We start from the raw sequence: 25,816 nt of genomic DNA on the forward strand, positions 1-25,816 counted from the left end.
CTATAGCCAATGCGCGAACCAATCGGCCGCCAACGCGGCGACACGCTCCAAGGCACCAGGCTCCTCAAATAGATGTGTCGCCCCCGGAATAAGCACCAACTCGGCCATGTCTGGCATGACTCGTAGCGCTTCCTTATTGAGGGGTATGACCTGATGATCGGCACTGCCTACCAAGAGCAAGGTGGGCGCGTGTACGCGACGCAACGTGTCCGCACCGGCAAGGTCGGGCCTTCCGCCGCGGGAGACGACTGCCTGGACCACATCATTGGCCGCGGCCACCGTGAGGGCCGCCGCCGCCCCGGTACTGGCGCCAAACAGGCCCACCGGCATGCCGGTGAACGGGGGGTCTCTCATCATGCAGCGCAGCACCTCGCCGAGGCGTCGCGACAACTTGCCAATGTCGAATCGATCGGCCACGTCGCGGTCTTCATCGGCGCTCAGCAGATCGAATAGCAGCGTCGCAAACCCGCGCTGCTGAAGCACGCCCGCCACATAGCGATTGCGCGAGCTGCGGCGACTGCTGCCGCTGCCGTGCGCAAAGATCACCAAGCCACGGACGTGCGGTGGCATTTGCAAGTCGCCCTCAAGAACCAGGCCGTCGATCTTGAACTGCATGGCCTTCTGGAAACCTTCGGGCAAGGCATCGGCACTTTCGCCACGCTGCAGCAAATGAATGACCTCGCTGTCCTCCACCGCCGGAAAGGATTCGTAGTACTGCCCTACCGCCCGGAAGTCCGCGGGTGCCTCCAGGCAGATCACGTCATCCGCGAGCGCCTGGATCGACGCCAGGCTTCGCGGGGAAGCTACCGGAATGGCAGCGATGAGCCGCGCCGGGGATTGGCGACGCACCGCCGTCAACGCCGCGCGCATGGTTGCGCCCGTGGCAAGCCCGTCGTCCACCACGATCACCACGCGTCCCGCCGGCGCCTTGCCTGCGTGGTGCGGGCTGTAAAGCCGGCGTCGTTGCCAGATACGGTCCAGCTGACGGGCAGCCTCCTCCTTGATGTAGCGAGCATCCGCGCCCACTTGGGCTGCGTCTTCCGACAATTGCACATGGCCCGATTCATCGATAGCACCCACCGCGAACTCTTCATAGCCGGGCGCGCCCAGCTTGCGAACCAGCACGACGTCCAAGTCGCCGCCCAATCGATCGGCGATGACTCGACCAAGGGTAACGCCCCCTCGCGGGATGCCCAGCACCAAAGGGTGTTTGCCTTTCAGGGGCTCCAATGCCTTGGCCAAGCGTTCGCCTGCATCCGTCCTGTTCAGGAAGCGCCCCTCACTTATCAGCGCCATGTTACGCACCCCCAACGTCGAGGTTCATGCCGAAACAACAAGGCCAGCACGGGGATAGATATTTCGCGATGCGCGAATCACCGCCGGCCTCCGCGGCATCTTTGCGTCACCAGGAGCCGCATTGCCGCCCCAGGAGCGTCCAGATCACTCGCAAGGCGTCAAGCAATACGCAGACCATTGCCTGGCGAGCGTCGTTCAATATAGCCATCGCCATGTTGTCGGTATTGACGCGGGTCAACCGATGTTACGACCGAGAAAATCGAGCACCACTCGAACGCCAAGCACTTCTTGATCCACGTCAATACCATCGAGGCCGACCAGCGGATGCTGGTGTCGCTCCCTTTGGCAGAACGACAAACCGGCATCGCGGCATCGTTCGCTCGCCTCACGCGACAGTGCCGGCCACGCCATCGGGGCACCCACCCGTATCGCGCGATAGCTTCAGCCCGCTTCTGCACGAAAAGAGCGCAGCCCCCATGAACGATCTCAAGACCAACACGACCGATGAAGCTGCCGCCGTCGACCTGACGATGTCGACCGAGACAGTGCGCTTTCTCATTCAGAAGCTACGCGAGTACGACGCGCAGTCGATGATGTCGTTCTCGGGCGAGGAGGACGAATTGCCCAACCCACTGGACGACGCTGATTTCGATGCACTCAGGGAACACGAGCGGGACTATCTCGATGAGCCACTCACCCAGGAGTTGCGCTCGTTCCTGGGTGACTTGTCCGACGACGAGAAAATCGATCTGGTCGCCATCGCCTGGACAGGGCGAAACGGACTGTCTGCCAGTGACTGGGAAAGCGTCAGGAGCGAAGCAGCCGATTCGTTCAATGCACGGACGGTCGACTATCTCCTTGGAACGGCAGGCATTGCCGACCTACTCGACGACGGCCTCGCCGCGCTGGGCCATGGCACCGAATCAGGCGCGACCAGCCATGGTATCGAGCAAGCCGCGACCAGAGACCACTACTAACGCATTCGTTCGGTGACGCCGGAGGCTGCCATGAATCGACTCACGGGAAAGGTCGCCCTGGTGACCGGCGGCGCGCTTGGCATCGGCGCGGCATGCGCCGCAAGGCTGTTGCAGGAGGGGGCTCGCGTTGCCATCGTGGATGTTCTCGACACCGAGGGGAATGCGCTGACGCGCCAGCTTGGAAACAACGTTCGCTACTATCACGCCGATGTCGCATCCGAGCCGCAGGTGCGGCAGGCCATTAACGATGTTCTGGGCGATTTTGGCCGCATCGATGTACTGGTGAACAATGCCGGCATATCGGGGGCCAACAAGCCTACGCACGAGCTTTCCGAAGAGGAATGGGATCGCGTCCAGGCGATCAACGTCAAGGGCGTTTTCTTCTTCACCAAGCATGTCTACGCACCCATGCACGCTCAGGGTGGCGGAAGCATCATCAACCTGTCCTCCATCTATGGTCTGGTCGGCGCCGCCGACGTTCCGCCTTACCACGCCTCCAAGGGCGCGGTGAGGCTGATGTCCAAGGTGGACGCGCTCTTCTATGCCAAGGAAGGTATCCGGGTGAACTCCATCCACCCGGGCTTCATCTGGACACCGATGGTCGAGCATTTCGTGCAAGCCCAAGGTGGCGACCTCGCCCAACAGCGCAAGGCCCTGGATGAGCTGCACCCGCTTGGCCACATTGGGGAAGTCGACGACATCGCTTGGGCGGTGGTCTATCTGGCCTCGGACGAATCCAAGTTCGTGACCGGAAGCGAACTGGTCGTCGACGGGGGCTATAGCTGTCGCTGACCATCGGCCGGCGCGGCGCCTCGGCACTTCTTGCAGCGGCGCAGCAAGCACCCTCCCTGAGACACCCCCTCAGACGCCCATCCAACTGCACCCGACCGCCAGCCGACCTATACTTACGGCGGCCGCTCCCATGGAGCGCATTCGGATGAAGCCCATGCAGCGGCGAACATTCCTCAAGCTCGGCGGGCTGACCGCCCTGGCGACGCCTTCGCTTTCCTTCGCGCAGAATGCCCCGGGACCAACGACCCGCCCAACCGCATTGGCCTCGAGGGCGGACTACACGCTACGGATCGCACACAGCCTGGTCGAACTGTCCCCCGGCTGTATCGTGCCCACCACCACCTACAACGGCGAGTTTCCCGGGCCACTGCTGCGCATGAAGGAAGGCAGGCCCGTCACGGTGGACGTGTACAACGACACCGATAGACCGGAGCAACTGCATTGGCATGGCCAAACGGTAGCCACCGATGTGGATGGTGCGGCAGAAGAAGGCACACCCTTTGTCCCTGCGCACGGCATGCGCCGCCTGGCCTTTACGCCAGGGCCTGCCGGCCTGCGCTTCTACCATTCGCACATGGTGGCGGGCAGCGACCTTGGGCTGGGCCAGTACAGTGGCCAGGTGGGCGCCGTGTACATCGAGTCGAATCGCGAGCCTGGCGATTTCGATCGCGAAGTATTCCTGGTGCTCAAGGAGTTCGAGCCATTCTTCAGCAAGGGTGGCGACATGGCCATGGATTTCCTGGCTCCAGCAACCCGGGACACCTCCCTCGAAATACGCGGCGAGACGGCCATGAAGCAGTCGTTGGCCACGGGCATGCCGCACGGTTACGAAGTGGGCTATCGATCATTCGCCATCAACGGACGCATGCTCGGACATGGCGCGCCGATCCGCGTGAAGGAAGGTGAACGGGTGATGTTTCACATCATCAATGGCAGCGCCACGGAGATACGCAGCCTGGCGCTACCCGGCCATGTCTTCAAGGTACTCGCCCTGGATGGAAGCCCGGTGGCGCACCCCATCGAAGTACCCGTGCTTTGGCTGGGCACGGCCGAGCGGATCAGCGCCACGGTAGAGATGAAGCACCCCGGCGTATGGGTGATGGGGGACCTGGACGACGACGATCGCGCACATGGCATGGGCATCGTGATCGAGTACGCGGGCAGGCAGGGCAAACCCCAGTGGATCAAGCCGACCGACCACAGGTGGGACTACCGCCGATTTGCCCTGCCCCACGCGCAACCGGCAAGCGTGGACGAGACGATCGAGCTGACCTTCGCCAAGCAAAACGCGGTCAACGAAGGGTTCAACCGATGGACGATCAACGGCGAGGCCTTCGACATGAAGGCGATGAAGCCCTTGTTCGAGCTTCGGCACGGGCAGCGCTATCGCCTGCGTATGCACAACGCCAGCGACGATATCCACCCGATGCATTTGCATCGCCATAGCTTTGAGATCACCCGCATCGCGGACCAACCCACCGCAGGCATCATCAAAGACGTAGCCATGCTGGGCGGCTATCAGTCGATGGACGTGGATTTCACCGCCGACCAGAAGGGCCTGTCACTCTTTCATTGCCACATGCAGCTGCACATGGATTTCGGCTTCATGGCGCTCTTCCGCTGTACCTAGGGCCCATCCATCGGCACTACGGCAGGGACTGCAGATACTCCGCCACATCCGTCATGTCATCGGGCTTCAACTGGGTAATGATGCCGTGCATGACAGGCGATTGCCGCAGGTTGCCCTGAATGACCTTGAGCTGGTGCACCACATAAGCCGCATGCTGCCCCGCGAGCCGCGGAATGATGCCATTGCCTTGGGCTTGTGCCCCATGGCAGTTCGCACAGGCCACGACCTTGCCATCGATACCTTGCTCGAAGAGCTTTTTTCCACGCGCCATGCGCTGTGCGTCGCCAGGCTCGCCTGCCGCCGGCGTCTGGCTCGCAAAATATTTGCCTAGCGCGGCGGCCGTGGGGTCATCGATCAGCGTGGTCATGCCGAGCATATAGTCGTGAGCCTCCTTCTCGCCGCGACTCCCCTGCTTGAAGGCATTGATCTGGGCGACCAGGTAGGCTTGCTGCTGCCCGGCCAATCGCGGAAACAGAGGCGACGTACTTCGGCCCGCCGGCCCATGGCAACTGATGCACACCTGGGTGGCTAGTTTCGTCGCTGCCTGCTCGGCGGCATCACCTTGCTGCGCCACCGCCGTCGTTGCCATGAACGAGGCCGCCACGGCCAACGTCGCCCACTTCAGCACGCTTGCGCATCGAATGTTCATGTCAGTACACCAGCCAGACATTGGCGAACAAGGTGTTGTTATCCGAGGCGTGACGCCCCGAGCCGTCATAGTTGCTACCCGCACCGTTGAACTTGACGTAGTCGTAGTACTGCAACATCAGGCGCACGTTGGGCAGTGGCAGGTAATCCAGTTCCGCCACCCAATAGGTGGTATCGGGTTTGCCATTGAGGCTGCCCGACACCGAGCCCGGGCCATACAAACCCATGTCAGCCGTGCCATGTGTGCGATTCAAGGCAAGCGTGGCGCCATACTTTCGCTCGTAGTAATAGGTGAGCTTGAGTTTGTCGGTCACCAAGGTATCGCCGCGATTGGCGGGCGTTGGACCCACGCCGATCGGCGCACCCGCCAACGCGGCCGGGTAGCTGGCACGATAGTCCTGCGACTCATGGATGTGCGTGTATTGCAGGCTGTAGGTGTGCGGATCGCTGATGTGCTGCCACTGGGTGTCGAACGCAATATCGCGATAGCGATCCGTGGGCGTATAGGGCATCGTGTTGTCCGGGTACACGTGGAACACTGCCCCGTACGTGCCGATCATCCAGGAATTGGCGCCCCATTCGCGGTTGTAAGCGATGCGCCAATAGGGGTTGAAGCCCTCCAGTCGAGTTACGCCGCCGGGCGTGTGGATATCCTGCCCCTTGCGCAGCGGCGAGAAGAAACCGTCCGCGGTCTGGTAATCGGACAACTCCACATAGACCTGCCGATTCCAGAACACGTAACCACCAACACCCGCCACCTGCTGAGCCAGCCCGCCATCGAGCATGGTGCTGGCGATCTGCGAGATGCCATTGGGCGGCAGGGTGAATGGAAAGCCGAAGGCCGGTGTGCTGTTCCACACGTCCTGCAAGGTCGGGTTGTTGTTGACGGTTAGACCATACAACCAACGAAGATCGGTGCTTTCCGGGTTGGCCGAACTACCGGTTACCCGCAGGTCGGTGTTGTCGATGCCGCTGTGCCCCACGGTCTGGCCACTGCTGTTGACGAACAGGTTGTTGTAAGTCCACTGCACCCAGCCACCCACGTGATCGTTGATTTTGCCGGCCACGAAAAGACTCGCGCCGGAGAACGCCACTTGGTTGGTCTTGGGCACGATCTGCTGTCCCTGGTCGTCACGGTTATTGCGCACGGTGGTGACGCCGAACTGAGCCATCATGGCCACCGGCAGATCTTGCCGCTTACCGAAGGTGTAGCCGCTGAGCTTGAACATGCGCCCGTAAGGCGTCAGCTCGGGAAAGCTCAAGTGGCAGGCCACGCATGCCTGCCCTGTCTGCCGCGCGTAGGCAGGCACCGCGCGCACGGTCGATGTCATCGCCGCCAGGGCCAATCCAAGCCCCAGAAAGTACATCCACGCCCCAACGTTGACCTTGCGCATACTGGCCCCCAGTCGAACTCGTGATGGAAGACCGGGCCCCGTGCGGCATGGCCCAGCGACATGTCGATCTCAACCCGCACGGCGCCACCTCGTACTGATCGGCATCAATCTCCGCGTGCGCGATATCCGTGCGCGCGCTTGCTGCCGGTATGCGTTAACCGTCATCGGGCGCGTCCAGTGCCTTCTCATTTCACGTGCTGCAACGCAACACATTGCCTTGACCTTCGGGCGGGCACAGTGACTCCGCCGATCAAGGAGGTGCCATGACGAACCCAGCCGCGCAGCTCGCGTATCGACCGCCTGGCCGATGCAGCCCGCACGTCCGGGCACGTACCTGATGCGCCGAGATCCACTGATGATCGACCTCGCACTGCAGGGCGGCGGTGCACATGGCGCCTTCACCTGGGGGGCGCTCGATCGCTTGCTCGAAGAACCCTGGCTGCGCATTGAGGGAATCTCCGGCACCTCAGCCGGCGCCATGAACGCCGCCGTGCTCGTGCATGGCTACGCGAAAGACGGCGCCGATGGCGCGCGGCACGCCCTGGAGCGGTTCTGGCGCAAAGTTTCGGACACGGCGCTACTCAGCCCTTTCCGCCGCACGCCCCTGGATATGTTGCTGGGACGCTGGACCCTGGATCACTCGCCACTCTTCCAGTGGCTGGACATGGCGTCGCGCACCTTCTCCCCCTACGACCTCAACCCAAGCGGGGTCAATCCACTGCGCGAGATCCTGGCATCGAGCATCGAGTTCGAACACCTGCGACAGGGGCCGATCAAACTGTTCGTGACGGCCACCAATGTGCGCACCGGTCAAGGGCGTGTCTTTCGCAACGCGGACATTACACCGGATGTCTTGCTGGCATCAGCGTGCCTGCCCACGTTGTTTCATGCCGTGGTGATCGACGGCGAGTCGTACTGGGATGGCGGCTACTCCGGCAACCCGACCATTACGCCGCTGGTGCGTGAATGCGCCTCCCAGGACACCATCCTGATCCAGGTGAACCCGGTGGCACGTGCCGACCTGCCGCGATCGGCGCGCGACATCCTCAACCGAGTGAACGAGGTGTCTTTCAATGCCGTGTTGCTCAAGGAGCTGCGCATGCTCGCCCTGTTACGCCAAGCTGGCGACCCAGGCAGCGGCGAAGGCGCGCGCTGGGCAAATATGCGCATGCATCGCATCGCTCGCGACATGGCGCTGGATCTGAGCGACTCCTCCAAGCTCAATGCCGAGTGGCCATTCCTGATCATGCTGCGCGATGCAGGACGCACAGCGGCCGAGCAGTTCCTTGCGCAGCACGGGGAACAATTGGGTCACCACCCCACGCTCGACATCGACGCCTTTTCCTATGACATCTGACGCCCTGGGCTTGCTTGGCCTGCTGGTGGCGCTGACGCTGCTGATCGCGCTGGCCTTTCGCGGCTGGAGCGTGCTGGTGCTGGCCCCGCTTTGCGCACTGGTCGCTGCAGCGTTTGCCGGCTTCCCTCTATTGGCGAGTTGGACCCAGCTTTTCATGGTCGGCACCGCCGATTTTCTCGCGCGTTTTTTCCCCTTGTTCCTGCTTGGCGCCATCTTCGGCAAATTGATGAATGACAGCGGATCGGTGCGCGTCATCGCCCAAAGCATGATCCGATGGCTCGGCAAGGAGCGCGCGATGCTGGCCGTGGTGCTGGCCGGCGCGCTGGTCACTTATGGGGGCGTGAGCCTGTTCGTGGCTTTCTTCGTGCTGGTGCCGATGGCGCGCGAGGTGTTTCGCGCAGCCGACATACCCCGCCGCCTGATGCCCGCCGCCATCGTACTGGGCACCAGCACCTTTACCATGACGGCGCTACCGGGCACACCTGCGATCCAGAACGCCATACCCATGCCCTTCTTCGGCACGACGCCCTTCGCTGCGCCAGGCCTGGGATGCGTCGCGGCGGCGATCATGCTCGCCTTGGGCATGCTGTGGCTATCACTTGAACATCGACGCTTGCGTCGGAAAGGTGAAGGCTTCGATAGCCATGTCATCCCCGGCACGGTGGACATACCGCCACTGCGGCCGCAGGCAGCGCTGGCGGATGAATTCGATCTGGCCGAAGCAGACACGGCACCAGCCAGCCACTCAGCACCCACGGCATTCGCAGCCTTTCTGCCGCTCGCCACGGTCACCGCCGTGAACCTGACCATGTCTTTGCTCGTGCTTCCCCGCCTGGCGTTGTCCTATCTCGCTTTGCCCCAATGGGGAAGCACGTCCGTGGCATCCGTCGCCGGAGTGTGGTCGGTCATCGTGGCCCTTGCGGCAGCTATCCTGTTGTTGTTGGCGCTGCACCGAAAGCGCTTGCAGCGCGTTCGTGACAGTGTGGATGCCGGCGCGCACGCCGCGGTGTTACCAGCCTTAAGCGTGGCTTGCCTTGCAGGTTTCGGCAGTGTCATCGCGGCCCTGCCCGCGTTTCATCTGGTGCGCGAGCAGATGCTGGCCGTGCCTGGCGGCCCCGTGGTGTCCCTGGCCGTGGCCACCAACGTACTGGCCGGCCTTACCGGCTCCGCCTCCGGTGGCCTCAGCATTGCGCTGGACGCGATGGGTCACACGTACATGCAGGCGGCGCAACTAGCGGGCATCGACCCTGCCTTGTTGCATCGTGTGGCTGCCGTGGGCTCGGGCACGCTGGATATCCTTCCCCACAATGGCGCCATCGTTACCCTTCTCGGGCTGTGCGGCTGCAGCCATCGCGACAGCTACGGCAGCATCGTGGCCACGGGCATCCTGCCCGCCGTGATCGCGCTACTGGCGATCATTGCGCTAGGCATGCTCCTGGGAACGTTCTGAACCCAGGAATCTTGCACGCGACTATCACGCAAACCGACACGCGCGCGCGTGCTTTCACCGCTCCATCACGCACGACGCGCCGAAGCGTGCCAACTGACACATGCCCGCCTTATATGTACCAAACAGTACGCTAAAACCGCGAATTCGTGACGAACATCACACTCCAATGTCAGCCAAGGCACTTGCCAGGCGCCCTCTATCAAGTTCTACCCGGGAATGCCGAAGCCTCCGACACGGGGGTTGTAGCCAGCGGTAAAAAGCAGGTCGTTGCGTAAGGAACGCGCAAGGAATCTGCCATGAACCGCGCCTACTCGATAGGGGAATGACCGGGGAACGACGCAGCTGGCAGCATCCGGGCAGGCCGTTACCACTCCAGAGACAACCATCATCAATGGTGCGCGGCCATTCTGCGCGATCTGGAAACTGAGGCTAGTCACATGGGCAATGAAGCGATTTCCGAAGCAGTCCTCAATCATGAGGAACTGCAGGCCGTGAGCGCGGCGCTCAATCGCGTTCAGGCAGTGATCGAGTTCGACCTGAAGGGCAAGATTCTCAACGCCAACGAAAACTTCCTGAAGGCCATGGGTTACTCGCTGGACGAAGTCCAGGGCCAGCACCATCGCATGTTCTGCGAGCCCCAGTACGCGGCAAGCACCGCCTACAAGAAGTTCTGGGAGAAGCTCGCCAGCGGGCAGTTCGATCACGGCGAATACAAGCGCCTGGGGCGCGACGGCCGCGAAATATGGATCAACGCCTCCTACAACCCAGTGATGGATGACCACGGCAAGCCGTACAAGGTCATCAAGTTTGCCACCGACGTCACCGCTTCGCGCCAGCAGAATGCCGAGTACCAGGGCAAGGTCGATGCCATGGACAAGGCGCAGGCCGTGATCGAATTCGACCTGGCCGGACACGTGCTCAAGGCGAACGACAACTTCCTGCAAACCTTGGGCTATCGCCTGGAGGAAATCCAAGGCAAGCACCACCGCATGTTCTGCGAAGACAGCTACGCGGCCAGCCAGGAATACGCGGATTTCTGGGCCAAGCTCAATCGGGGCGAGTTCGACGGCGGCCGCTACAAGCGCATTGGCAAGGGTGGCAAGGTCATCTGGATTCAGGCCACCTACAACCCGATCTACGACGTCAACGGTCGCGTATCCAAGGTAGTGAAATTCGCCAGCGACGTAACCGCCCAGGTGGAGCTGGAAGAGTCGGTCAAGCGCCGCGCCGAAGAAGACCAGCACAAGGTGGCCGCCCTGCTCGACGTGGTCAAACGCGCGGCGGGCGGCGACCTCACCGCGGACATCGAGGTGACTGGCGATGATCCCATTGACCAACTTGCACGCGGCATCAAGCAGATGATGGCGGACCTGGCCGGCGTGATCGGCAAGGTGGTGGATTCCGCCAGCGGTTTCTCCGGTTCCTCCGAGGACATCGCCAATCGCGCCAACAGCGTGGCCAGCGGCGCTCAGTTGCTGGGAGCCACGGTGGAAGAGATGAACGCCTCGATCGAGGAGCTCACCGCCTCCATCAACTCCATCGCCAACAACTCGCGCAGCGCCGACCAGCTCGCCAAGGACACCCAGCAGGAAGCCGAACGCGGCTCCAAGGCGATCACCAAGTCGATCGAGTCGATGGAACTGATCAACAAGTCGTCCGAAGACATCAGCGAGATCATCAAGGTGATCGGCGAGATCGCCAGCCAGACCAACCTGCTGGCCTTCAACGCGGCGATCGAGGCCGCACGCGCTGGCGAACACGGCTTGGGCTTCTCGGTAGTGGCGGACGAGGTGCGCAAGCTCGCCGAGCGCTCGTCGCAGGCGACCAAGGAAATCTCCAAGCTGATCAATGAATCGGTCAAGCGCGTGGCGCACGGCAGCGAAATCTCCAAGCAGGCCGGCGAAGCGTTCGAAAAGATCCTCGGCGGGGTGAGCCGCACCACCCAGGCGATCTCCGAGATCTCCTGCGGCGCCGACGAACAACTCATCGCCGCCCGCGAAGTTTCCGCGGCCATCCAGCAAGTCGCCGAGGAAACCGAGAAGTCGGCCGCCGCCTGCGACACCATCGCCCAGGCCACCTCCAAGCTGATGCAGGGCGCGGGTGTACTCAAGACCACCGTTGACCGTTTCGTGGTGTAAACATGAGCGTGCCCATGGACATTGATGTCGAGGTCGACCGCAGCACCCAGCAAGCCTTGTTCGAGCGGGTGCACCGGTACACCGGGATCGTGATGACTGACCGCAAATGGGCCCTGCTCCATGGTCGGCTGCGCCGGCGTCTACAGACGCTGGCGCTGGCCGACTACCGCGACTACCTGGTCATACTGGAGAACCAGGCGGAGGAAGTGGGTCACTTCATCGACCTGGTGACCACCAACGAAACCACGTTCTTCCGCACGCCGCGCATCTGGGACTACCTGCGCCAGAGCTTCCTGCCCGAATGGGGGAACAAGCATCGCGGCAGCACGCTCCAGGTGTGGTCGGCTGCTGCGTCCAGTGGCGAAGAGGGCTACTCCTGCGCCATGTTGTTCGAGGAGTTCCGACTCACGCACCCCGCTTTCCGTTACCGCATTCTTGGCACGGACATTTCCGCCCAGATATTGCGCGAGGCCAGTGCCGGCGTCTATCAAGGCCGCAACCTGGAAGGATTGCGCCGCGCGCATCCGGCCATGTACGAGCGCTACCTTCGCCCACAGGGCGAGCGCGCCGAGATCGTGCCCACGCTGCGCACGGCGGTGAGCTTTCGTCAGCACAATCTGTTCAAGCCATTGCTGGAGCCGGTGCGCATGGACCTGGTGCTGTTGCGCAACGTGCTGATCTATTTCGACGAAGCCGGCCAGGAAGCCGTGCTCGCCCAAGTGCGCCGCGCCATGGCGCCTGGCGGGGTGCTGATCATCGGGGAGTCGGAATCGCTCACCCGCCTCAAAACCGGTTTCGAGTTCATGCAGCCGCTGATTTATCGCAACAAGGCGGTGGCTCATGCCTGACGGCCGCGAAGTGTTGGTGCACATGTGCCAGGTGGCCGTTGGCCGCGCGGGCGACGTGCTGCGCTCCACCTTGGGCTCGTGCGTTGGCATCGGCTTTCTGTGGCGCGAGAAAGGCCTATACGGACTGGCCCACTGCCTGCTGCCCGAGGCACCGGGCCCGCGCCAGGGCATTGGCGCCAAGTACGTCACCGATGCCGTCCCCTCGCTCATGGCCCTGATGCGCATTCGCGAACCGGACGTGCCGCAGATCGAGGCCGTCATCGCCGGCGGTGCCTGCATGGTTCAGCACCGGCAGGTGCCGCGCCACGGAATGATCGGCGAACAGAATGCCGAAGTCGCTCAGCGACTGGTTGCCGCCACCGGCATTCGCGTGATCCACGTGGATGTCGGCGGCCTCGCCGGCCGTCAACTGCATATCGATTGCTCTCAGCACCGTTATCTGGTCAAGACCATCGCCCGCTCTCTTTGACAGGACCTTCGCCATGGAACACAGCTCGCCTGCAGCCAAGCACGAAGCCACCGAATTGTTCGGATCGTTCCACCTGGCCGATACCGAACTGGTGTTGTCGGTGGCATCCCTGCAAGAGGTGGTGAGCTACCCCGCCGACATCACCACGGTTCCGCTGGCGCCGTCGTTTCTGGTGGGCCTGTTCAACCTGCGTGGCACGTTGATCCCCATTGTTCGCCTGCGCGAGTTGTTGCAGCTCGGGCACGCCGATGTCCCGGAGGGCGCCAAGATCGCCGTCATCGATGCCTGCCACACCAAGGTCGGCTTGCTGTTCGACAGCACGGGCGAAATCCTCCGCGTACCTGGCGAGTTGAAGATCGACTTTGGTCGCTCGCCCGAATCCAAGGAACTGATCGGCGGCGTGCTGAAGCTGGATCAGGGCCATCGCATCCTGCAGATCCTTTCGCACGAAGCGCTGGCCCAATTGCAGGACCTGCCCCGCCTGAACCACACCATGCAACGGGAACAAGAGGCCGCGCGGGCGCGAGCGGCGCAGAGCCACCGAACCCAGTGCGTCTCTTTCCGCGTGGGTGGCGCCAAGCTGGCACTGCCGATGAGCGCCATTCACGAAATCATCCGCGTGCCGCAGCTGCAGAAGTCGGTGCTGGCGAGCGACCTTTGCCTGGGCATTCTCAACCTGCGCGGCAACACGGTGCCGGTGATCGATTTCGGCCGTTTCCTCGCGCTGCCGCCCAAGGACGCCGCGACGAGCGGTGCCGCGGTCGCGGAGGAAGACGAGCGCCGCATCATCGTGCTCAAGCAAAGCGACATGCACTTTGGCCTGCTGGTGGACGCCGTGGACAGCATCGTCGCCCACTCGGACGAAGAGCTACTCGCCATGCCCAGCTTCGATCGCGAGCACGCCAGTCTGTTTCGTGGTTGCATTCGGGTGGAAGGTGGGCAGCACATGATCCTGCTCGATGCCAACGCCCTGCTCTGCGACAACGTGATCGACGAGCTGACCCAGGGCCATCGCGAGCTTTACCAGGACATTGCCACCCTGGATGCCGATGCCGCCTCGCGTCGTGGGCGTTCACGCGAAACCTATGTCACCTTCCGCCTCAAGCACCTGATCGGCGCACCGATTCACCAGCTACGCGAGGTGATCGAGTTCCCCGCCGATCTGATTCGCCCGCCCGGCGCGCCCGGCCATGTCTGCGGTGTGCTCAACCTGCGCAAGAAGCTCATCCCCATCATGGATCTGCGCGCACTCTATGGCATGCCGTCGTACGAGGACCTGGCCAGCACGCGCATCCTGATCATCGAACACGACGGCGAAAAATGCGGCCTCGTGGTGGATTCGGTGGAAAACATCGTCACGGTCGATGCCGTGGACAAAATTCCCGTGCCCCGCGTGTTGCTCGACCAGACCGGCACATCGCTCCAGCACGACATGAAGGAAGTGGTGGAGTTGCCGGACCACCAAAGCCTGATGCTGCTCAACCTGTCCTCACTGATGGGGCGCGTCACCGACAAGGCCGCCTGACCCCGACCAGCGACGCCGCCCCCTTCAACGCCGGGCTCTCGCTCGCCGAACCGGCGAACGCGAGAGGCCCGGCGCTTTTCTCTCCGACGCCAAAGACCGCCGTAATCCGTCCGCGCGGCGTGCTCACGTGGCGATAGCGGGCCGGGCATCACTGCGTCATTACGCCACTTCGATCAACCTAGAGAGCGCCCCTGGGCGGCCTTGTCGTGGTTGCGACCCGCACCCATACCTACGGTGAGGCTCGAGTGGGTCCCGGCGCGCTTGTAGGCCAACCGGAAGATCCATAGCCAGCACCAATGGCGGCTATCTCAACAATCAATTGGATCAATCGTCACAAAAGCCGTAACCTTCTACTTCCACCAACCACAACCTACGGAAAAACAACGATGTCGTTGATCAATACCGAAATCAAACCGTTCAAGGCCACCGCATACAAGAATGGCCAGTTTGTCGATGTGACCGATGCCTCGCTGAAGGGCAAGTGGTCCGTGGTGGTGTTCTACCCCGCCGACTTCACCTTCGTCTGCCCGACGGAGCTGGAAGACCTGGCCGACCATTACGCCGAGTTCCAGAAGCTGGGCGTGGAGGTCTATGCGGTCTCCACCGACACCCACTTCTCGCACAAGGCATGGCACGACACCTCCGACGCCATCAAGAAGGTGCAGTACCCGATGGTCGGAGACCCGACCGGCACCATCACCCGCAACTTCGACGTGATGATCGAAGAAGAGGGCCTGGCGCTGCGCGGCACCTTCCTGATCAACCCGGAAGGCCAGATCAAGCTGTGCGAGATCCACGACAACGGCATCGGCCGCGACGCCTCCGAGCTGCTGCGCAAGGTCAAGGCCGCGCAGTACGTTGCCTCCCACCCGGGTGAAGTGTGCCCGGCCAAGTGGAAGGAAGGCGAGAAGACGCTCAAGCCGTCGCTCGACCTGGTTGGCAAGATCTAAGTCACCGCTTTACCTGTCTTGCGGCCCGCTGCATCGGGCCGCCCAGGACCCGGCGTCCGCCGGGTCCGCTTTCCGAATTTCAGGTGCTCGCAACGCCCGGCTCGCCCGGGTGGTGGCGGCGCTTAACCCGAAGCATCGATGGAGCCCCTTATGTTGGATGCCGATCTGAAGACCCAGTTGCAGGCCTACCTTGAGAAGGTCGTGTACCCGATCGAGCTGGTGGCCTCCCTCGACCAGGGCGAGAAGTCGCAGGAGCTCAAGGCGCTGCTGCAGGACATCGCCTCGCTATCGGACAAGGTATCGCTGCGCCTGGACGGCACCGACGCGCGCAAGCCTTCGTTCGCCATCAACCGCACCGGCACCGACATCGGCGTGCGTTTCGCCGGCATTCCGCTTGGCCACGAATTCACCTCGCTGGTGCTGGCCCTGCTGCAAGTCGGCGGCCACCCCTCCAAGGCCACGCAAGACGTGATCGACCAGGTGCGCAACCTCGACGGCGAGTTCCGCTTCGAGACCTTCATGTCGCTGTCCTGCCATAGCTGCCCGGACACCGTGCAGGCACTGAACCTGATGAGCGTGCTCAACCCCAACATCACCCACGTGGCGATCGACGGTGCACTGTTCCAGGACGAAGTGAACGAGCGCCAGGTGATGTCGGTACCCACCGTCTACCTCAACGGCGAGCTGTTCGACACCGGCCGCATGTCGATCGAGCAGATTGCCGCGCGCCTGGACACCAACGCAGCCGAGCGTGCTGCCGAGCGCATCAAGGCCAAGGCGCCATTTGATGTACTGGTGGTGGGTGGCGGCCCGGCGGGCGCCGCCGCGGCCATCTACGCGGCGCGCAAGGGCATTCGCACCGGCGTGGCGGCCGAGCGTTTCGGCGGCCAGGTGCTGGACACCATGGCCATCGAAAACTTCATCTCCGTGCCCTACACGGAAGGCCCCAAGCTGGCTGCCGCGCTGGAACAGCACGTGCACGAGTACGACGTGGATGTAATGAACCTGCAGCGCGCCGAGCAGCTCATTCCAGCCAGCACCGAAGGCGGCCTGCACGAAGTGCGCCTGGCGAGCGGCGCCTCCCTCAAGGCCAAGACGGTGATCCTCTCCACCGGCGCCCGCTGGCGCAACATGAACGTGCCGGGCGAGCAGGAGTACCGCAACAAGGGTGTCACCTATTGCCCGCATTGCGACGGCCCGCTGTTCAAGGGCAAGCGCGTGGCGGTGATCGGTGGCGGCAACTCCGGCGTGGAAGCCGCCATCGACCTGGCCGGCATCGTGGGTCACGTGACGCTGCTTGAGTTCGACAGCAAGCTGCGCGCCGACGAAGTGCTTCAGCGCAAACTGCGCAGCCTGCCCAACGTGGACGTGATCGTCAGCGCCCAGACCACCGAGGTGCAGGGTGACGGCCAAAAGGTCACCGGCCTGGCATACACCGACCGCGTGAGCGGCGAGAGCCGCCAGGTTCCGCTGGAAGGCGTGTTCGTGCAGATCGGCCTGCTGCCCAACAGCGACTGGCTCAAGGGCACGATCAAGCTGTCGCCCCGCGGTGAGATCGAAGTGGATGCACGCGGCGAAACCTCGGTTCCCGGCGTGTTCGCGGCCGGCGACGTCACCACGGTGCCGTACAAGCAGATCGTGATCGCCATGGGCGAAGGCTCCAAGGCCTCGCTAAGCGCCTTCGATTACCTGATTCGCCTGCCGGTGGAACAGAGCGAGAAGGAAAGCGCTGCTGCCTGATCGAACGTGTTTGAGCCCCGCAGGCGCGAAACGCCTGCGGGGCTTCTTTATTTCCGAACGTAGGGCGAAAGATCGCGATAGGCAGCGGCCGCACGCTCGAGTTGCAACTGCTCCGCTGCCGACAGCGACGCCCGGGTGGCGGCATCCGCAAGGCTCGCAAAACCGCCTCGACGACGCGCATCCAGCAACCGCATGGCGAGTGCCCCGTCACCAAGCAACCACGTAAGCGCGGGCTCGTCCGCCGTATTCAGATCGATCACCAAGGCTTGATTGGCTTCCAGTGAGCCGACCCGATCACTGATACGCGGCTCCTTGCTGGCCAACCACAGCGGCGGAGCCAGCGCCGCATCGAGCGCCTGCCTGCCGTCCAGCACATGTGCAAGCAATTCATCGGTAGCGTGCCGGTAAGCCTTGAGCGCTGACACGAACGCCGCCAGGTCGCCGCCCGCGCCCGCGCAGGAAAGCTGCTCCGCCTGATCATGCATGCCCACCAATGCCGTCGCGCCGTACGTGGTCACCAAAAAGGTTCGCGTGACCGCCTCGCGCTCCTCGGGATATTGCCTGCCCCACGCCTGCACCAGCGAAACCAACGGCGCGCGGTCGGGCCAATGCCCCATGCTCGCCAACACCGGCACCAATTGCGCATAACGCCGTCCCAATGCCGATACATCCTCGCCACCGCCCAGCAAGCGATAGAAGAAACTTGCCGCCACGCCTTCCGAAGCCATCATGGCGTTGCCATTCTTAAGGTGACACGCGTCGCTCGGCGGCGAGGTGTCCTCGGTCCGCCACCGCTGAGCGTCGCTCGGCGAGCCGGCAGGCGTCGCCGGCGAGAACACGAACGCATTGTCGGGCACACCGTGCTCGCGCCACCATGTATCGCGACGACTCAACCACAACTGGGCTGCCGACGGCGCCGTCGTGCCCTCCAGGCGCGCACGAAACCCCGGCGTCGCGGTGAAGCGCGCCACCACCGGCTGCCAGTGCTCGCCGAAACCCTCGTCGAAGGCAGTGACATCATCCGTCACGGAAAACACGCCATGTGCGTGACGGGATGGCGTGGCGGGAATGGGGCCAAGCAGGCGACGCAAGAGCACATGCCCATATTCGTGGGCCAGCACTTCCTCGAATTCACCGCTGGCGAGTGACGCGTCATCGACGGTCAGGTCGATAAAGGCGTCGTCACAGGTCTGCCGTGCACCTGACGCGATTTCCACGATGAACCCCTGACGGGCGTATCCGCCATCTTCATCGGAAAGATAGATCGTAATGCCGCCTTGCCACGCTTCGCAGCGAGGGCGATAGCGGCTGGCAGCGCGCGCCTGCGCATCCAGCGCCGGCAACAAGGCCGGCACGCCTTGCGACAAGGCGGTGCGCAAGCGTGATTCCCATGCCTTGTCGACCAATGGGCGCACGACTGGCCACGTGCGCCCTTGCGCATCCGTCTGTTCCAGTGCGTGACCGGAAGCGTCCCGCACGGGCTCTACAAAGCGATAGCCGGCAACCTGCGCCGGGACATTTACAGACCAAAACGCCGCACAGAATGCGGCCACGATGAATCGGTGTTTCATGCAACCCCGCAAGCGTTGCGGGCAACCCACCCCACGCAGGTCGCCCACCCATGCGAATCAGGTTACGCCCTGCACATGGCGCACGGCAGTGCAATTGGTCCGTAGGACAAACGACGCATGCCGTCACCCCACCGACCCGAGAGCGTCAGCCCTGAAGCTGAGCTAGCAACTGCGTCAACTCCAGGCGGAGGCGATCCACTTCCGCCACTGCGGCATCGCGCTCCTGCGCCACTTGTGCGTAGAGGGTCATTGGCACTGCCTGCGACGTCATGGCCTTTTTGCGTGCGCGATAACGACGGGCGCGCTCCGCCGCACTCAGGGCATCCGCCTTGCGCGGTCGGCCGCGACCACGCCGAAAAGCCAGCGGCAAAGCGAGAGTTCCGGGATCAAGGGGGTCGACCATGGCGCATCCTCCGACGGGTACGCTTTAATTTAAGTGACGTCACAATAAATGTCAAGCAAAATCCGCAGGAAATACAGTCGCTAAAGCGTCTTTCCTGCCCATCGATGGCGGGTTATCCGACCGTTTGCGAACGCCCAACCCTCGCAGCGCCACCTCCGCTCACTCGGCACCCCGGTGCACCGAGCCTGAAAGCCCGGCCAGCGACTGGCACAAAAAAAGCCGGGGCACCCGCGCTGACGGGTGCCCCGGCTCCATGTGTTACAGCGACGGGTTACGTGCGCCGGCTGGTCTCAAACAGGAACCACACGCGCCGCTCGGCCTCGTCGATCCAGTTTTCCAACAGACTGGCGGTAGCGACATCGCCATGCTCGTCGCACAACGCGTGGGTGGCTCGCATGTAGCCGGCAAGCTGCATGTTGTCCTCGCGCAGTTCGGCGAGCATATCGTCGGGCGTCACGAAATCCGCATCGTTGTCCAGCAGGCGGCGCAAGCCCGCCGCATGCCCCAATGAACGAATGGTGGTGCCACCGAGCTTGCGCACACGCTCGGCGATGGGGTCTACCGTGGCGTAGATCTCATCGGATTGTTCGTCCAGCAGCAGGTGGTAATCGCGGAAGTACGGGCCGGACATGTGCCAGTGGAAGTTCTTGGTCTTGAGGTAAAGCGCAAGAACGTCGGCCAACAGTGCATTGAGTTCCGCAGAGATATCCCGCGTCGCCTCGGCACCCAGCGGCGAAGGCGTATGAAGGGCCGCCTTACGGCGGGCTTTGGTTTTGCTTGCGTCACTCATCGGGCAACTCCTTCGATGGCTCGGGGGGAAAGTGAATGACTGCATCAGGCCGGTGCCGCGGAAGGCTCCGCCTCTTTATGTCGCCAGAATGCGATCAGTGCAAAGAACGGCGGCACCACAAAACACCATGTACCCGCAAAGGCATACAGCAGCGCGCCCAGGGCGCAGCCGATGGCAAAGGTCAGCACCGCCATGCTCATGCGCCACAGACGGGTGTTCACGACCACCCGCTGTTCGGCGTCCACGCCATGAATGCGGTCTGCCACGTCCAACATGATCTGGGTCGTCGTTCCTGTCATCAGGGTGGATGGCGGCCAGCTACCCAGATGCACGCGATGCACCGCGTTCTGTATCGCCATGGCGGTCACCAGGGTCATGCCGGTAATCGTGGCCATCCAGCTATCGCCCTGCCCGAACGGACCGTGATATAGCGCCAAGACGGCCGCCACGACGAACAAGACGAGCTTGATCAGCAGCAGGTTGCGCACCACCGACTGCCCTCGCGCCATCAGTCGATAGCGAAGCAAGCGCGCGCCCAGCACCGCCAGGCAGAACACCGGCAACGCCAACAACTTGGCGACGATGCCCGAGGTGCCCATCACCAAGGCGGCGCCAATGGTCACGAAGTTCCCCGTGACATGCGCCGTGAACAAGCCATGCAGCGCAAGAAAGCCGGCCGTGTCGACGTAACCGGCATTGAGGCTTAGTACGGCAGGCAGAATAGGTTTGTCGGTCATGCGTGCGTTGTCCTTGGCAGCCTCGCGGTACTACCACATGTATTTCAGCTCGACGCCCAGATAGTCGCCATCGCGCCCGCCGGCCGCGCGAATGGCGCGCCCCGCATCGAAATGCACAGCTTCCACTGCGCCGGTGAAGTTGGCGTTGAAGGCGTAATCCGCACGAAGCTGGCCATACACGCCCGTCCAATGGCCTCCCTGCCCGGCCGTGCCAGGCAATGGAATATTGGGCTGCACGTAAACCGCGTCAGCGGTGCTTTCGCGCCACTGAAAGCCCACCGCACCCATCAGGGTCAGCCCATGCACCGGCGTTATCGTTAGGCTGGGCTTGATATGCCTCAGGTTGGTGTACCCAGTGAACCCGGCCAGCGTGAAGTAGTAGCCGTTGGGAAACAGCGGATTGAACGTGCCCAGCGTGCCGTCGTGTGAACGACGATCGCCGGACGCGGCATCCAGTTGCAGGCCCAGGCGAGGCGTCCACGACCAGGTGGCCCAGGTGTATCCGGCGCGCGCGCCGGCGCCCCAGGCCTTGATGCGCGATGTGCCAACCTGCCCACGCTGGGCCATGGCCTCAAGGTCCCAGTCCATGCCACCGCCCCGCCCCGCGAAACGCATGTCGTAGACATCGCGACGCTCTCTACCCACCGCATCGAGATAGCGCGCCTGATCGCGGGCGTAGCGCGAGTAGTAGGCCGAGAGTTCATCATCGCCCAGCACCAATCGCTCCACGCGTAACGTGTCGAAGCGGAAATGACGATTGGAGGTGTCGTCGAAAGGATGAGCGTCCCCGTACTGCACCGGTTGGCTGACAAAACCGATGAAGCGCCAAGCCCCAGTTTCCCAATCGGCCCAGATCGCATCGAAGGACTGCCGCACGTTCGGGCCGTCGCGCAAAGAAACGAAGCGCTGCAAGTCGAACGCGAAATCCTGCCTGCCTACGCGCGCCTTGAAGGTGCCCGCATCGAAACCGCGCACATAAGCAACAAAAGCTAGTCGAAGATCCCATGGGTTTCGATCGGCGCCACCCACCACTTGTTTGTTGACGGTGCGCGCATCCTCCATCTGCACGAAGGCTTGCCAGTACGTAGCAAAACGCAGATCTGCATGCAGCTGGAATCGCTGCAGAAGATAGGTGTTGTTGCGTGCACCGCCGACACCGAAGCTGGGCGCGTCGGAAACCTCTACGCGCTCGCGCAGGTTCGCCCCCAGCGACAGATAGGCGTGCGGATCGCCCGAAGATAAGGCGATGTACTTCAGCGCATCGCCCCATTGCGCACGGAGCGCCGGGTCCGCCAGCGCGGACCAGTCTTCCTGCCAGCGATTGCTGCGCAACATTGGCCGTTGCGTGGCACTACGGGTGGATGCCGTCGTGGTCGCTTCGGCGGCGGCATCTTGGGCCTGCAGCCTTTGGCAGCTCAACCCCAGCCACGCCAAGACCAGCATGCCGCCGCCACGCAGGCTCGCCCAAGGGTGACCCGGGCGAGCGCTTTGGGCGACCTTACCTCGTCGCATGCGTCAAGGGCCGGCGTTGGCGTGCAACTCCGCCACGTAACCACCAGGAAACTCCACGACGGCCGATTCACGCCCTTCACTGCGAAACGGCGCCACCAGCACTTTCACGTCATGCGCCTTGGCCTTGTCCAGCGTGTCGGCCAGGTTCGACACCTCGTAACCGGTCAGCTCGCGGCCATAGGGATACGGCAGGTGACCATCCGTGACATGCACAGTCATCTTGCCGAAAGTCGATTCGATGCGGATGCGACGATACGTGTCGTTGGGGCGACCGATTTCCACGCCTGGCGCATGGGCCTGGTCAGACACCACCTTGCCATGCGAGAACTTGATGAAGCTGCGCACAAAGGCGTCCGCACGGTCGGGTGACACATAGACCCGGTTCTCCGGAATGGTCTGAAACGGTGCATACGACGGCGGCGTGGTGTGCCAGTAGAGCTGCATATTGACGCCACCGGGCCACTGGATCACCGCGTCACGCCCGATCGGGTCGGGGAAGATCGACACCAGCACATCCGCACCCGACGCACGCGCCGACGCCACGGCCTTGTCCAGATCCGTCACCAGATACCCGGTGCGCTCGGCACCGAAGGGAAACGGAACCGGCGTCTTGAAACCGAACAGCGACACGGTGCCCACCGGGGTCTGCAACAACTGCGAGGTGGTGCTGCTGGGCGTGGGTGTCACCGTGGCCACGACTTGCTTGGTGCTCTGTCCGCCAAACGTGCCGAGGAAGCTCGCCACGAAACGATCCACGTCGGCCGGCGCCACATACACATGAGTCGTGTCGTACTGGGCACCGACCGCCACCACCGGGGCGCTGCTCGCCGCCTCGCGAGCCTGCGCAACGCCCGACGGGCCAAACATGGCCAAACCGGACAGCAGCACGCCAAGCAGGGTTGTTTTCAGGGGGAATGCACTACGCATGGAGAACTCCTTGGGAACGTACCGGCACGACACGCGCACCGGGAATCAAATAGTCGTGACGTTACGCGGTGCCGCCGAAGCGCTCTTTCGCATCCAACCAGGCCACCAACAGAAAACCACCCACCAGGCCCAGGTGCTCGAAAAAGGCATTGGTGAGCGCGAAACGATCCGCCACGGGCGCCGACCAGAATCGATTGGCCACGAACGTCGCCGCCAGGGTAAAAGCGGCAAGTACCAACGCCCCCAGCCAACGCCAGCGACCGGTCAGCACCAGCACCGAAGCGCCAAGCTCCAGCGCAATGGTCGCCAGCGCCACCGTGGCCGGGGGCTGCAATCCAAAATGCGCGGCCTCCGCCACGGCACCCGGAAAATCCAGCGCCTTTTGCAGCCCGCCCTGCAGGTACGCCGCACAAAGGCCCAACAGCGCGAACCAGCGCACCACCGGCGAGACGATCCACGCCGGCGTACGCTTTCCGGTGCCGGAGGACGTATTCATACGGCCCAGCACGAGCAACCCAGCGCACCCCAGAACGAGCGCAGGTCGCCCACCGGAAGTTGGCTGGACCATGCCGTTGCATGATCGTGTCCGTGAATGCCGCAGCCATGGGAGCAGCCGCACTGCGCCGCCATGGCAGGTGCCGCCGTGGTGCGCGATTGGGCCCAGGCGCCATAGCCGCCGTAGGTGCGAACCGGCGACCATTCCGGCATGGCCGGTGGCACGTTCACGTCGTTGTAGGCATCGAAGTCACCCACGCCATAAACCACGCGACCGCCCACCACGGTAAGCAGCGAGGTGATATCGGCGATATCGTCTTCCGGGCAGCCAAAGTAGTCGCGATCCGGCACGATCAGGTCGGCCAGCTGCCCCACGGCGATACGCCCCTTCTTGCCCTCCTCGTTGGAGAACCAGGTGACGTACTCCGTCCACATGCGCAGGGCTGTTTCGCGATCCAGGCAGTTGCGGCGCGGATAGAGCGACAAGCCACCCACGGTCTTGCCGGTCACCAGCCACGCCAGCGAAACCCAGGGGTTGTAGGACGCCACGCGGGTGGCATCCGTGCCCGCCGAGGTCTTTACGCCCTTCTCCAGGATACGCGCCACCGGCGGCGTTGCCTGCGCGGCGGCAGCTCCGTAGCGCTCGACGAAGTACTCACCCTGATACGCCATGCGATGCTGTACCGCCACGCCGCCACCCAGCGCGGCGATGCGATCGATCGAATGCTCGGAAATGGTCTCCGCGTGATCGAAGAACCAGTTCAGGCCTTGCAGCGGAATATCGCGATTGACCTTCTCGAACACATCCAGCGCGCGACTGATGGTTTCGTCGTAAGTCGCGTGCATGCGCCAGGGCCAGCGATTCTCCGCAAGGATGCGCACGACCTCTTCCAGGTCGCTTTCCATATTTGACGGCATATCGGGACGCGGCTGACGGAAATCCTCGAAGTCAGCCGCCGAGAACACCAGCATCTCGCCCGCACCGTTGTGGCGGAAGTAATCATCACCCTGCTTGTACGTGGAGGTGCGCGTCCAGTTGAGAAAGTCGTCCTTTTCCTGCTTGGGCTTCTGCGTGAACAGGTTGTAGGCCAGCCGAATGGTGAGTTGATCGTCCGCCGCGAGGCGCTCGATCACCGCATAGTCTTCCGGATAGTTCTGGAAGCCGCCGCCCGCATCGATCGCACCGGTGACGCCCAGCCGGTTCAACTCGCGCATGAAATGCCGCGTGGAGTTGAGCTGGTAATCGAAGGGCAGCTTGGGGCCCTTGGCCAGCGTGGCGTAGAGAATGCTCGCATTGGGCTTGGCGAGCAGCAAACCCACCGGGTTGCCCGCGCCATCGCGCACGATCTCGCCGCCGGGCGGCTCCGGCGTATCCCTCGTGTAGCCCACGGCGCGCAAGGCGGCGCCGTTGAGCAGGGCGCGGTCGTACAGGTGCAGCAGGAACACCGGCGTATCCGGCGCCACGGCATTGAGCTCGTCGATGGTGGGCAGGCGCTTTTCCTGGAACTGATGCTCCGTAAAGCCACCCACCACGCGCACCCATTGCGGCGCCGGCGTCACCGCCACCTGCTGCTTGAGCATGGCCATCGCATCGGCCAGCGAGCGCACGCCATCCCAGCGCAACTCCAAGTTGTAGTTGAGACCGCCGCGGATGATGTGCAGGTGGTTGTCGATCAGGCCCGGCAACACGCGACGGCCCTTCAGGTCGATCACCCGCGTGTGCGACGCCGCCAGCGGCAGCACCTCGGCCGCCGGACCTACGGCAATGAAGCGCCCGTCGGCGATGGCCACCGCGTCGGCTTCGGGGCGGCCACGATCGAGCGTGGTGATGCGTCCGCCATGGAGGATCAGATCGGGCGTACCCACCGCGCTGCTCATGATGCCTCTCCCTTCGATTGCTTGGCCGAGGCCGCGGGTTGCGCCGTCGGAAGCTGCCCGCACATGTGCGGCTTCACCTGATCACGTAGCCAGGAGTTAGAGGACGCGGATACCGCCTCCCGCGACCAGAGCTGCTTGACCAGTGGCGGCAGTTGCTCGCCGACGAGGATGCCGAGCAAGCCCACCAACGCCACCAAAGGTGGCGCGGGCGAGCGTACGTGCAGCAAGCTATAGATCACGCCAACCAGCACGCCGGCCGCGAGTGACAGCACATAGACTTTCATGGGCA

23 protein-coding genes are annotated in these 25,816 nt (G+C 63.2%); 11 read left to right on the plus strand and 12 right to left on the minus strand.

Annotated features, from left to right (window positions below; all coding sequences use genetic code 11):
- Positions 1-1,296 (minus strand): phosphoribosyltransferase family protein, encoded by a 1,296-nt coding sequence (locus AC3G2C_RS10555; RefSeq protein ID WP_488384583.1) that lies wholly within the window; start codon positions 1,294-1,296, stop codon positions 1-3.
- A 476-nt stretch (positions 1,297-1,772) separates the two neighbouring features.
- Between AC3G2C_RS10555 and AC3G2C_RS10560 the strand changes: the two genes are divergently transcribed.
- The 3 genes from AC3G2C_RS10560 to AC3G2C_RS10570 all read left to right on the plus strand — a co-directional run bounded on the left by AC3G2C_RS10560 (position 1,773) and on the right by AC3G2C_RS10570 (position 4,695).
- On the plus strand, positions 1,773-2,273 hold the full coding sequence (locus AC3G2C_RS10560) for a DUF3775 domain-containing protein (RefSeq protein ID WP_488384584.1): 501 nt from the start codon (positions 1,773-1,775) through the stop codon (positions 2,271-2,273).
- A gap of 12 nt (positions 2,274-2,285) precedes the next feature.
- Positions 2,286-3,065 (plus strand): glucose 1-dehydrogenase, encoded by a 780-nt coding sequence (locus AC3G2C_RS10565; RefSeq protein WP_488384585.1) that lies wholly within the window; start codon positions 2,286-2,288, stop codon positions 3,063-3,065.
- Positions 3,066-3,219: 154 nt separating this feature from the next.
- Positions 3,220-4,695, plus strand: a complete 1,476-nt coding sequence (locus AC3G2C_RS10570; RefSeq protein WP_488384586.1) for a multicopper oxidase family protein — start codon at positions 3,220-3,222, stop codon at positions 4,693-4,695.
- 16 nt (positions 4,696-4,711) lie between these two features.
- Here the strand turns inward: AC3G2C_RS10570 and AC3G2C_RS10575 are convergent, their stop codons facing one another.
- Entirely contained in the window at positions 4,712-5,344 is a 633-nt protein-coding gene (locus AC3G2C_RS10575) for a c-type cytochrome (RefSeq protein ID WP_488384587.1), read from the minus strand.
- A gap of 1 nt (position 5,345) precedes the next feature.
- A complete protein-coding gene (locus tag AC3G2C_RS10580; RefSeq protein WP_488384588.1) occupies positions 5,346-6,737 on the minus strand; it encodes a hypothetical protein in 1,392 nt (463 codons plus the stop codon).
- Positions 6,738-7,092: 355 nt separating this feature from the next.
- Between AC3G2C_RS10580 and AC3G2C_RS10585 the strand changes: the two genes are divergently transcribed.
- From AC3G2C_RS10585 to ahpF, 8 genes are all read left to right on the plus strand, one after another.
- The gene (locus tag AC3G2C_RS10585) at positions 7,093-8,094 is read left to right on the plus strand and encodes a patatin-like phospholipase family protein (RefSeq protein WP_488384589.1); all 1,002 of its coding nucleotides are present in this window, start codon (positions 7,093-7,095) and stop codon (positions 8,092-8,094) included.
- Complete coding sequence (locus AC3G2C_RS10590; RefSeq protein ID WP_488384590.1) at positions 8,084-9,544, plus strand: GntP family permease; 1,461 nt, start codon at positions 8,084-8,086, stop codon at positions 9,542-9,544. The genes AC3G2C_RS10585 and AC3G2C_RS10590 overlap by 11 nt, the downstream gene beginning before the upstream one ends.
- A 437-nt stretch (positions 9,545-9,981) precedes the next feature.
- Complete coding sequence (locus tag AC3G2C_RS10595) at positions 9,982-11,682, plus strand: methyl-accepting chemotaxis protein (RefSeq protein WP_488384591.1); 1,701 nt, start codon at positions 9,982-9,984, stop codon at positions 11,680-11,682.
- Positions 11,683-11,684: 2 nt separating this feature from the next.
- Positions 11,685-12,530 (plus strand): CheR family methyltransferase, encoded by an 846-nt coding sequence (locus AC3G2C_RS10600; RefSeq protein WP_488384592.1) that lies wholly within the window; start codon positions 11,685-11,687, stop codon positions 12,528-12,530.
- Positions 12,523-12,999 (plus strand): chemotaxis protein CheD, encoded by a 477-nt coding sequence (locus AC3G2C_RS10605; RefSeq protein WP_488384593.1) that lies wholly within the window; start codon positions 12,523-12,525, stop codon positions 12,997-12,999. Before AC3G2C_RS10600 ends, AC3G2C_RS10605 begins: the two co-directional genes overlap by 8 nt.
- Before the next feature lie 13 nt (positions 13,000-13,012).
- Entirely contained in the window at positions 13,013-14,524 is a 1,512-nt protein-coding gene (locus AC3G2C_RS10610; RefSeq protein WP_488384594.1) for a chemotaxis protein CheW, read from the plus strand.
- A 386-nt stretch (positions 14,525-14,910) separates the two neighbouring features.
- Positions 14,911-15,474, plus strand: coding sequence for an alkyl hydroperoxide reductase subunit C (gene ahpC / locus AC3G2C_RS10615; RefSeq protein WP_488384595.1), 564 nt, complete (start codon positions 14,911-14,913; stop codon positions 15,472-15,474).
- Positions 15,475-15,624: 150 nt separating this feature from the next.
- Entirely contained in the window at positions 15,625-17,214 is a 1,590-nt protein-coding gene (gene ahpF, locus AC3G2C_RS10620; protein ID WP_488384596.1) for an alkyl hydroperoxide reductase subunit F, read from the plus strand.
- 47 nt (positions 17,215-17,261) lie between these two features.
- Here ahpF and AC3G2C_RS10625 read toward each other — a convergent pair whose 3' ends face one another.
- The 9 genes from AC3G2C_RS10625 to AC3G2C_RS10665 all read right to left on the minus strand — a co-directional run bounded on the left by AC3G2C_RS10625 (position 17,262) and on the right by AC3G2C_RS10665 (position 25,811).
- Complete coding sequence (locus AC3G2C_RS10625; RefSeq protein ID WP_488384597.1) at positions 17,262-18,593, minus strand: ComEA family DNA-binding protein; 1,332 nt, start codon at positions 18,591-18,593, stop codon at positions 17,262-17,264.
- 337 nt (positions 18,594-18,930) lie between these two features.
- Positions 18,931-19,188 carry a hypothetical protein gene (locus AC3G2C_RS10630; RefSeq protein WP_488384598.1) on the minus strand — a complete coding sequence of 86 codons (258 nt, stop codon included), beginning with the start codon at positions 19,186-19,188 and terminating at the stop codon, positions 18,931-18,933.
- Between the two features lie 271 nt (positions 19,189-19,459).
- Positions 19,460-19,978: a Dps family protein gene (locus tag AC3G2C_RS10635; RefSeq protein WP_488384599.1), complete on the minus strand. Its 519-nt coding sequence runs from the start codon at positions 19,976-19,978 to the stop codon at positions 19,460-19,462.
- A 44-nt stretch (positions 19,979-20,022) separates the two neighbouring features.
- Positions 20,023-20,715: a YoaK family protein gene (locus tag AC3G2C_RS10640; RefSeq protein ID WP_488384600.1), complete on the minus strand. Its 693-nt coding sequence runs from the start codon at positions 20,713-20,715 to the stop codon at positions 20,023-20,025.
- A 30-nt stretch (positions 20,716-20,745) separates the two neighbouring features.
- Positions 20,746-22,050: an alginate export family protein gene (locus AC3G2C_RS10645; protein ID WP_488384601.1), complete on the minus strand. Its 1,305-nt coding sequence runs from the start codon at positions 22,048-22,050 to the stop codon at positions 20,746-20,748.
- 180 nt (positions 22,051-22,230) lie between these two features.
- Positions 22,231-23,154: a glyoxalase gene (locus AC3G2C_RS10650; protein WP_488384602.1), complete on the minus strand. Its 924-nt coding sequence runs from the start codon at positions 23,152-23,154 to the stop codon at positions 22,231-22,233.
- Between the two features lie 61 nt (positions 23,155-23,215).
- Positions 23,216-23,650 carry a DoxX family protein gene (locus AC3G2C_RS10655; RefSeq protein WP_488384603.1) on the minus strand — a complete coding sequence of 145 codons (435 nt, stop codon included), beginning with the start codon at positions 23,648-23,650 and terminating at the stop codon, positions 23,216-23,218.
- A complete protein-coding gene (locus AC3G2C_RS10660) occupies positions 23,647-25,527 on the minus strand; it encodes an amidohydrolase (RefSeq protein ID WP_488384604.1) in 1,881 nt (626 codons plus the stop codon). The genes AC3G2C_RS10655 and AC3G2C_RS10660 overlap by 4 nt, the downstream gene beginning before the upstream one ends.
- Entirely contained in the window at positions 25,524-25,811 is a 288-nt protein-coding gene (locus tag AC3G2C_RS10665) for a XapX domain-containing protein (RefSeq protein WP_488384605.1), read from the minus strand. The genes AC3G2C_RS10660 and AC3G2C_RS10665 overlap by 4 nt, the downstream gene beginning before the upstream one ends.
- Positions 25,812-25,816 lie beyond the last annotated feature (5 nt).

The organism is Frateuria sp. sgz306004, from assembly GCF_057750885.1.

Coding starts and splice junctions, on each gene's coding strand:
- AC3G2C_RS10555 (WP_488384583.1), bottom strand. CDS start 1,296: ATGGCGCTGATAAGTGAGGGGCGCTTCCTGAACAGGACGGATGCAGGC.
- AC3G2C_RS10560 (WP_488384584.1), top strand. CDS start 1,773: ATGAACGATCTCAAGACCAACACGACCGATGAAGCTGCCGCCGTCGAC.
- AC3G2C_RS10570 (WP_488384586.1), top strand. CDS start 3,220: ATGCAGCGGCGAACATTCCTCAAGCTCGGCGGGCTGACCGCCCTGGCG.
- AC3G2C_RS10575 (WP_488384587.1), bottom strand. CDS start 5,344: ATGAACATTCGATGCGCAAGCGTGCTGAAGTGGGCGACGTTGGCCGTG.
- AC3G2C_RS10580 (WP_488384588.1), bottom strand. CDS start 6,737: ATGCGCAAGGTCAACGTTGGGGCGTGGATGTACTTTCTGGGGCTTGGA.
- AC3G2C_RS10585 (WP_488384589.1), top strand. CDS start 7,093: ATGATCGACCTCGCACTGCAGGGCGGCGGTGCACATGGCGCCTTCACC.
- AC3G2C_RS10590 (WP_488384590.1), top strand. CDS start 8,084: ATGACATCTGACGCCCTGGGCTTGCTTGGCCTGCTGGTGGCGCTGACG.
- AC3G2C_RS10595 (WP_488384591.1), top strand. CDS start 9,982: ATGGGCAATGAAGCGATTTCCGAAGCAGTCCTCAATCATGAGGAACTG.
- AC3G2C_RS10600 (WP_488384592.1), top strand. CDS start 11,685: ATGAGCGTGCCCATGGACATTGATGTCGAGGTCGACCGCAGCACCCAG.
- AC3G2C_RS10605 (WP_488384593.1), top strand. CDS start 12,523: ATGCCTGACGGCCGCGAAGTGTTGGTGCACATGTGCCAGGTGGCCGTT.
- AC3G2C_RS10610 (WP_488384594.1), top strand. CDS start 13,013: ATGGAACACAGCTCGCCTGCAGCCAAGCACGAAGCCACCGAATTGTTC.
- ahpC (WP_488384595.1), top strand. CDS start 14,911: ATGTCGTTGATCAATACCGAAATCAAACCGTTCAAGGCCACCGCATAC.
- ahpF (WP_488384596.1), top strand. CDS start 15,625: ATGTTGGATGCCGATCTGAAGACCCAGTTGCAGGCCTACCTTGAGAAG.
- AC3G2C_RS10630 (WP_488384598.1), bottom strand. CDS start 19,188: ATGGTCGACCCCCTTGATCCCGGAACTCTCGCTTTGCCGCTGGCTTTT.
- AC3G2C_RS10635 (WP_488384599.1), bottom strand. CDS start 19,978: ATGAGTGACGCAAGCAAAACCAAAGCCCGCCGTAAGGCGGCCCTTCAT.
- AC3G2C_RS10640 (WP_488384600.1), bottom strand. CDS start 20,715: ATGACCGACAAACCTATTCTGCCTGCCGTACTAAGCCTCAATGCCGGT.
- AC3G2C_RS10645 (WP_488384601.1), bottom strand. CDS start 22,050: ATGTTGCGCAGCAATCGCTGGCAGGAAGACTGGTCCGCGCTGGCGGAC.
- AC3G2C_RS10650 (WP_488384602.1), bottom strand. CDS start 23,154: ATGCGTAGTGCATTCCCCCTGAAAACAACCCTGCTTGGCGTGCTGCTG.
- AC3G2C_RS10655 (WP_488384603.1), bottom strand. CDS start 23,650: ATGAATACGTCCTCCGGCACCGGAAAGCGTACGCCGGCGTGGATCGTC.
- AC3G2C_RS10660 (WP_488384604.1), bottom strand. CDS start 25,527: ATGAGCAGCGCGGTGGGTACGCCCGATCTGATCCTCCATGGCGGACGC.
- AC3G2C_RS10665 (WP_488384605.1), bottom strand. CDS start 25,811: ATGAAAGTCTATGTGCTGTCACTCGCGGCCGGCGTGCTGGTTGGCGTG.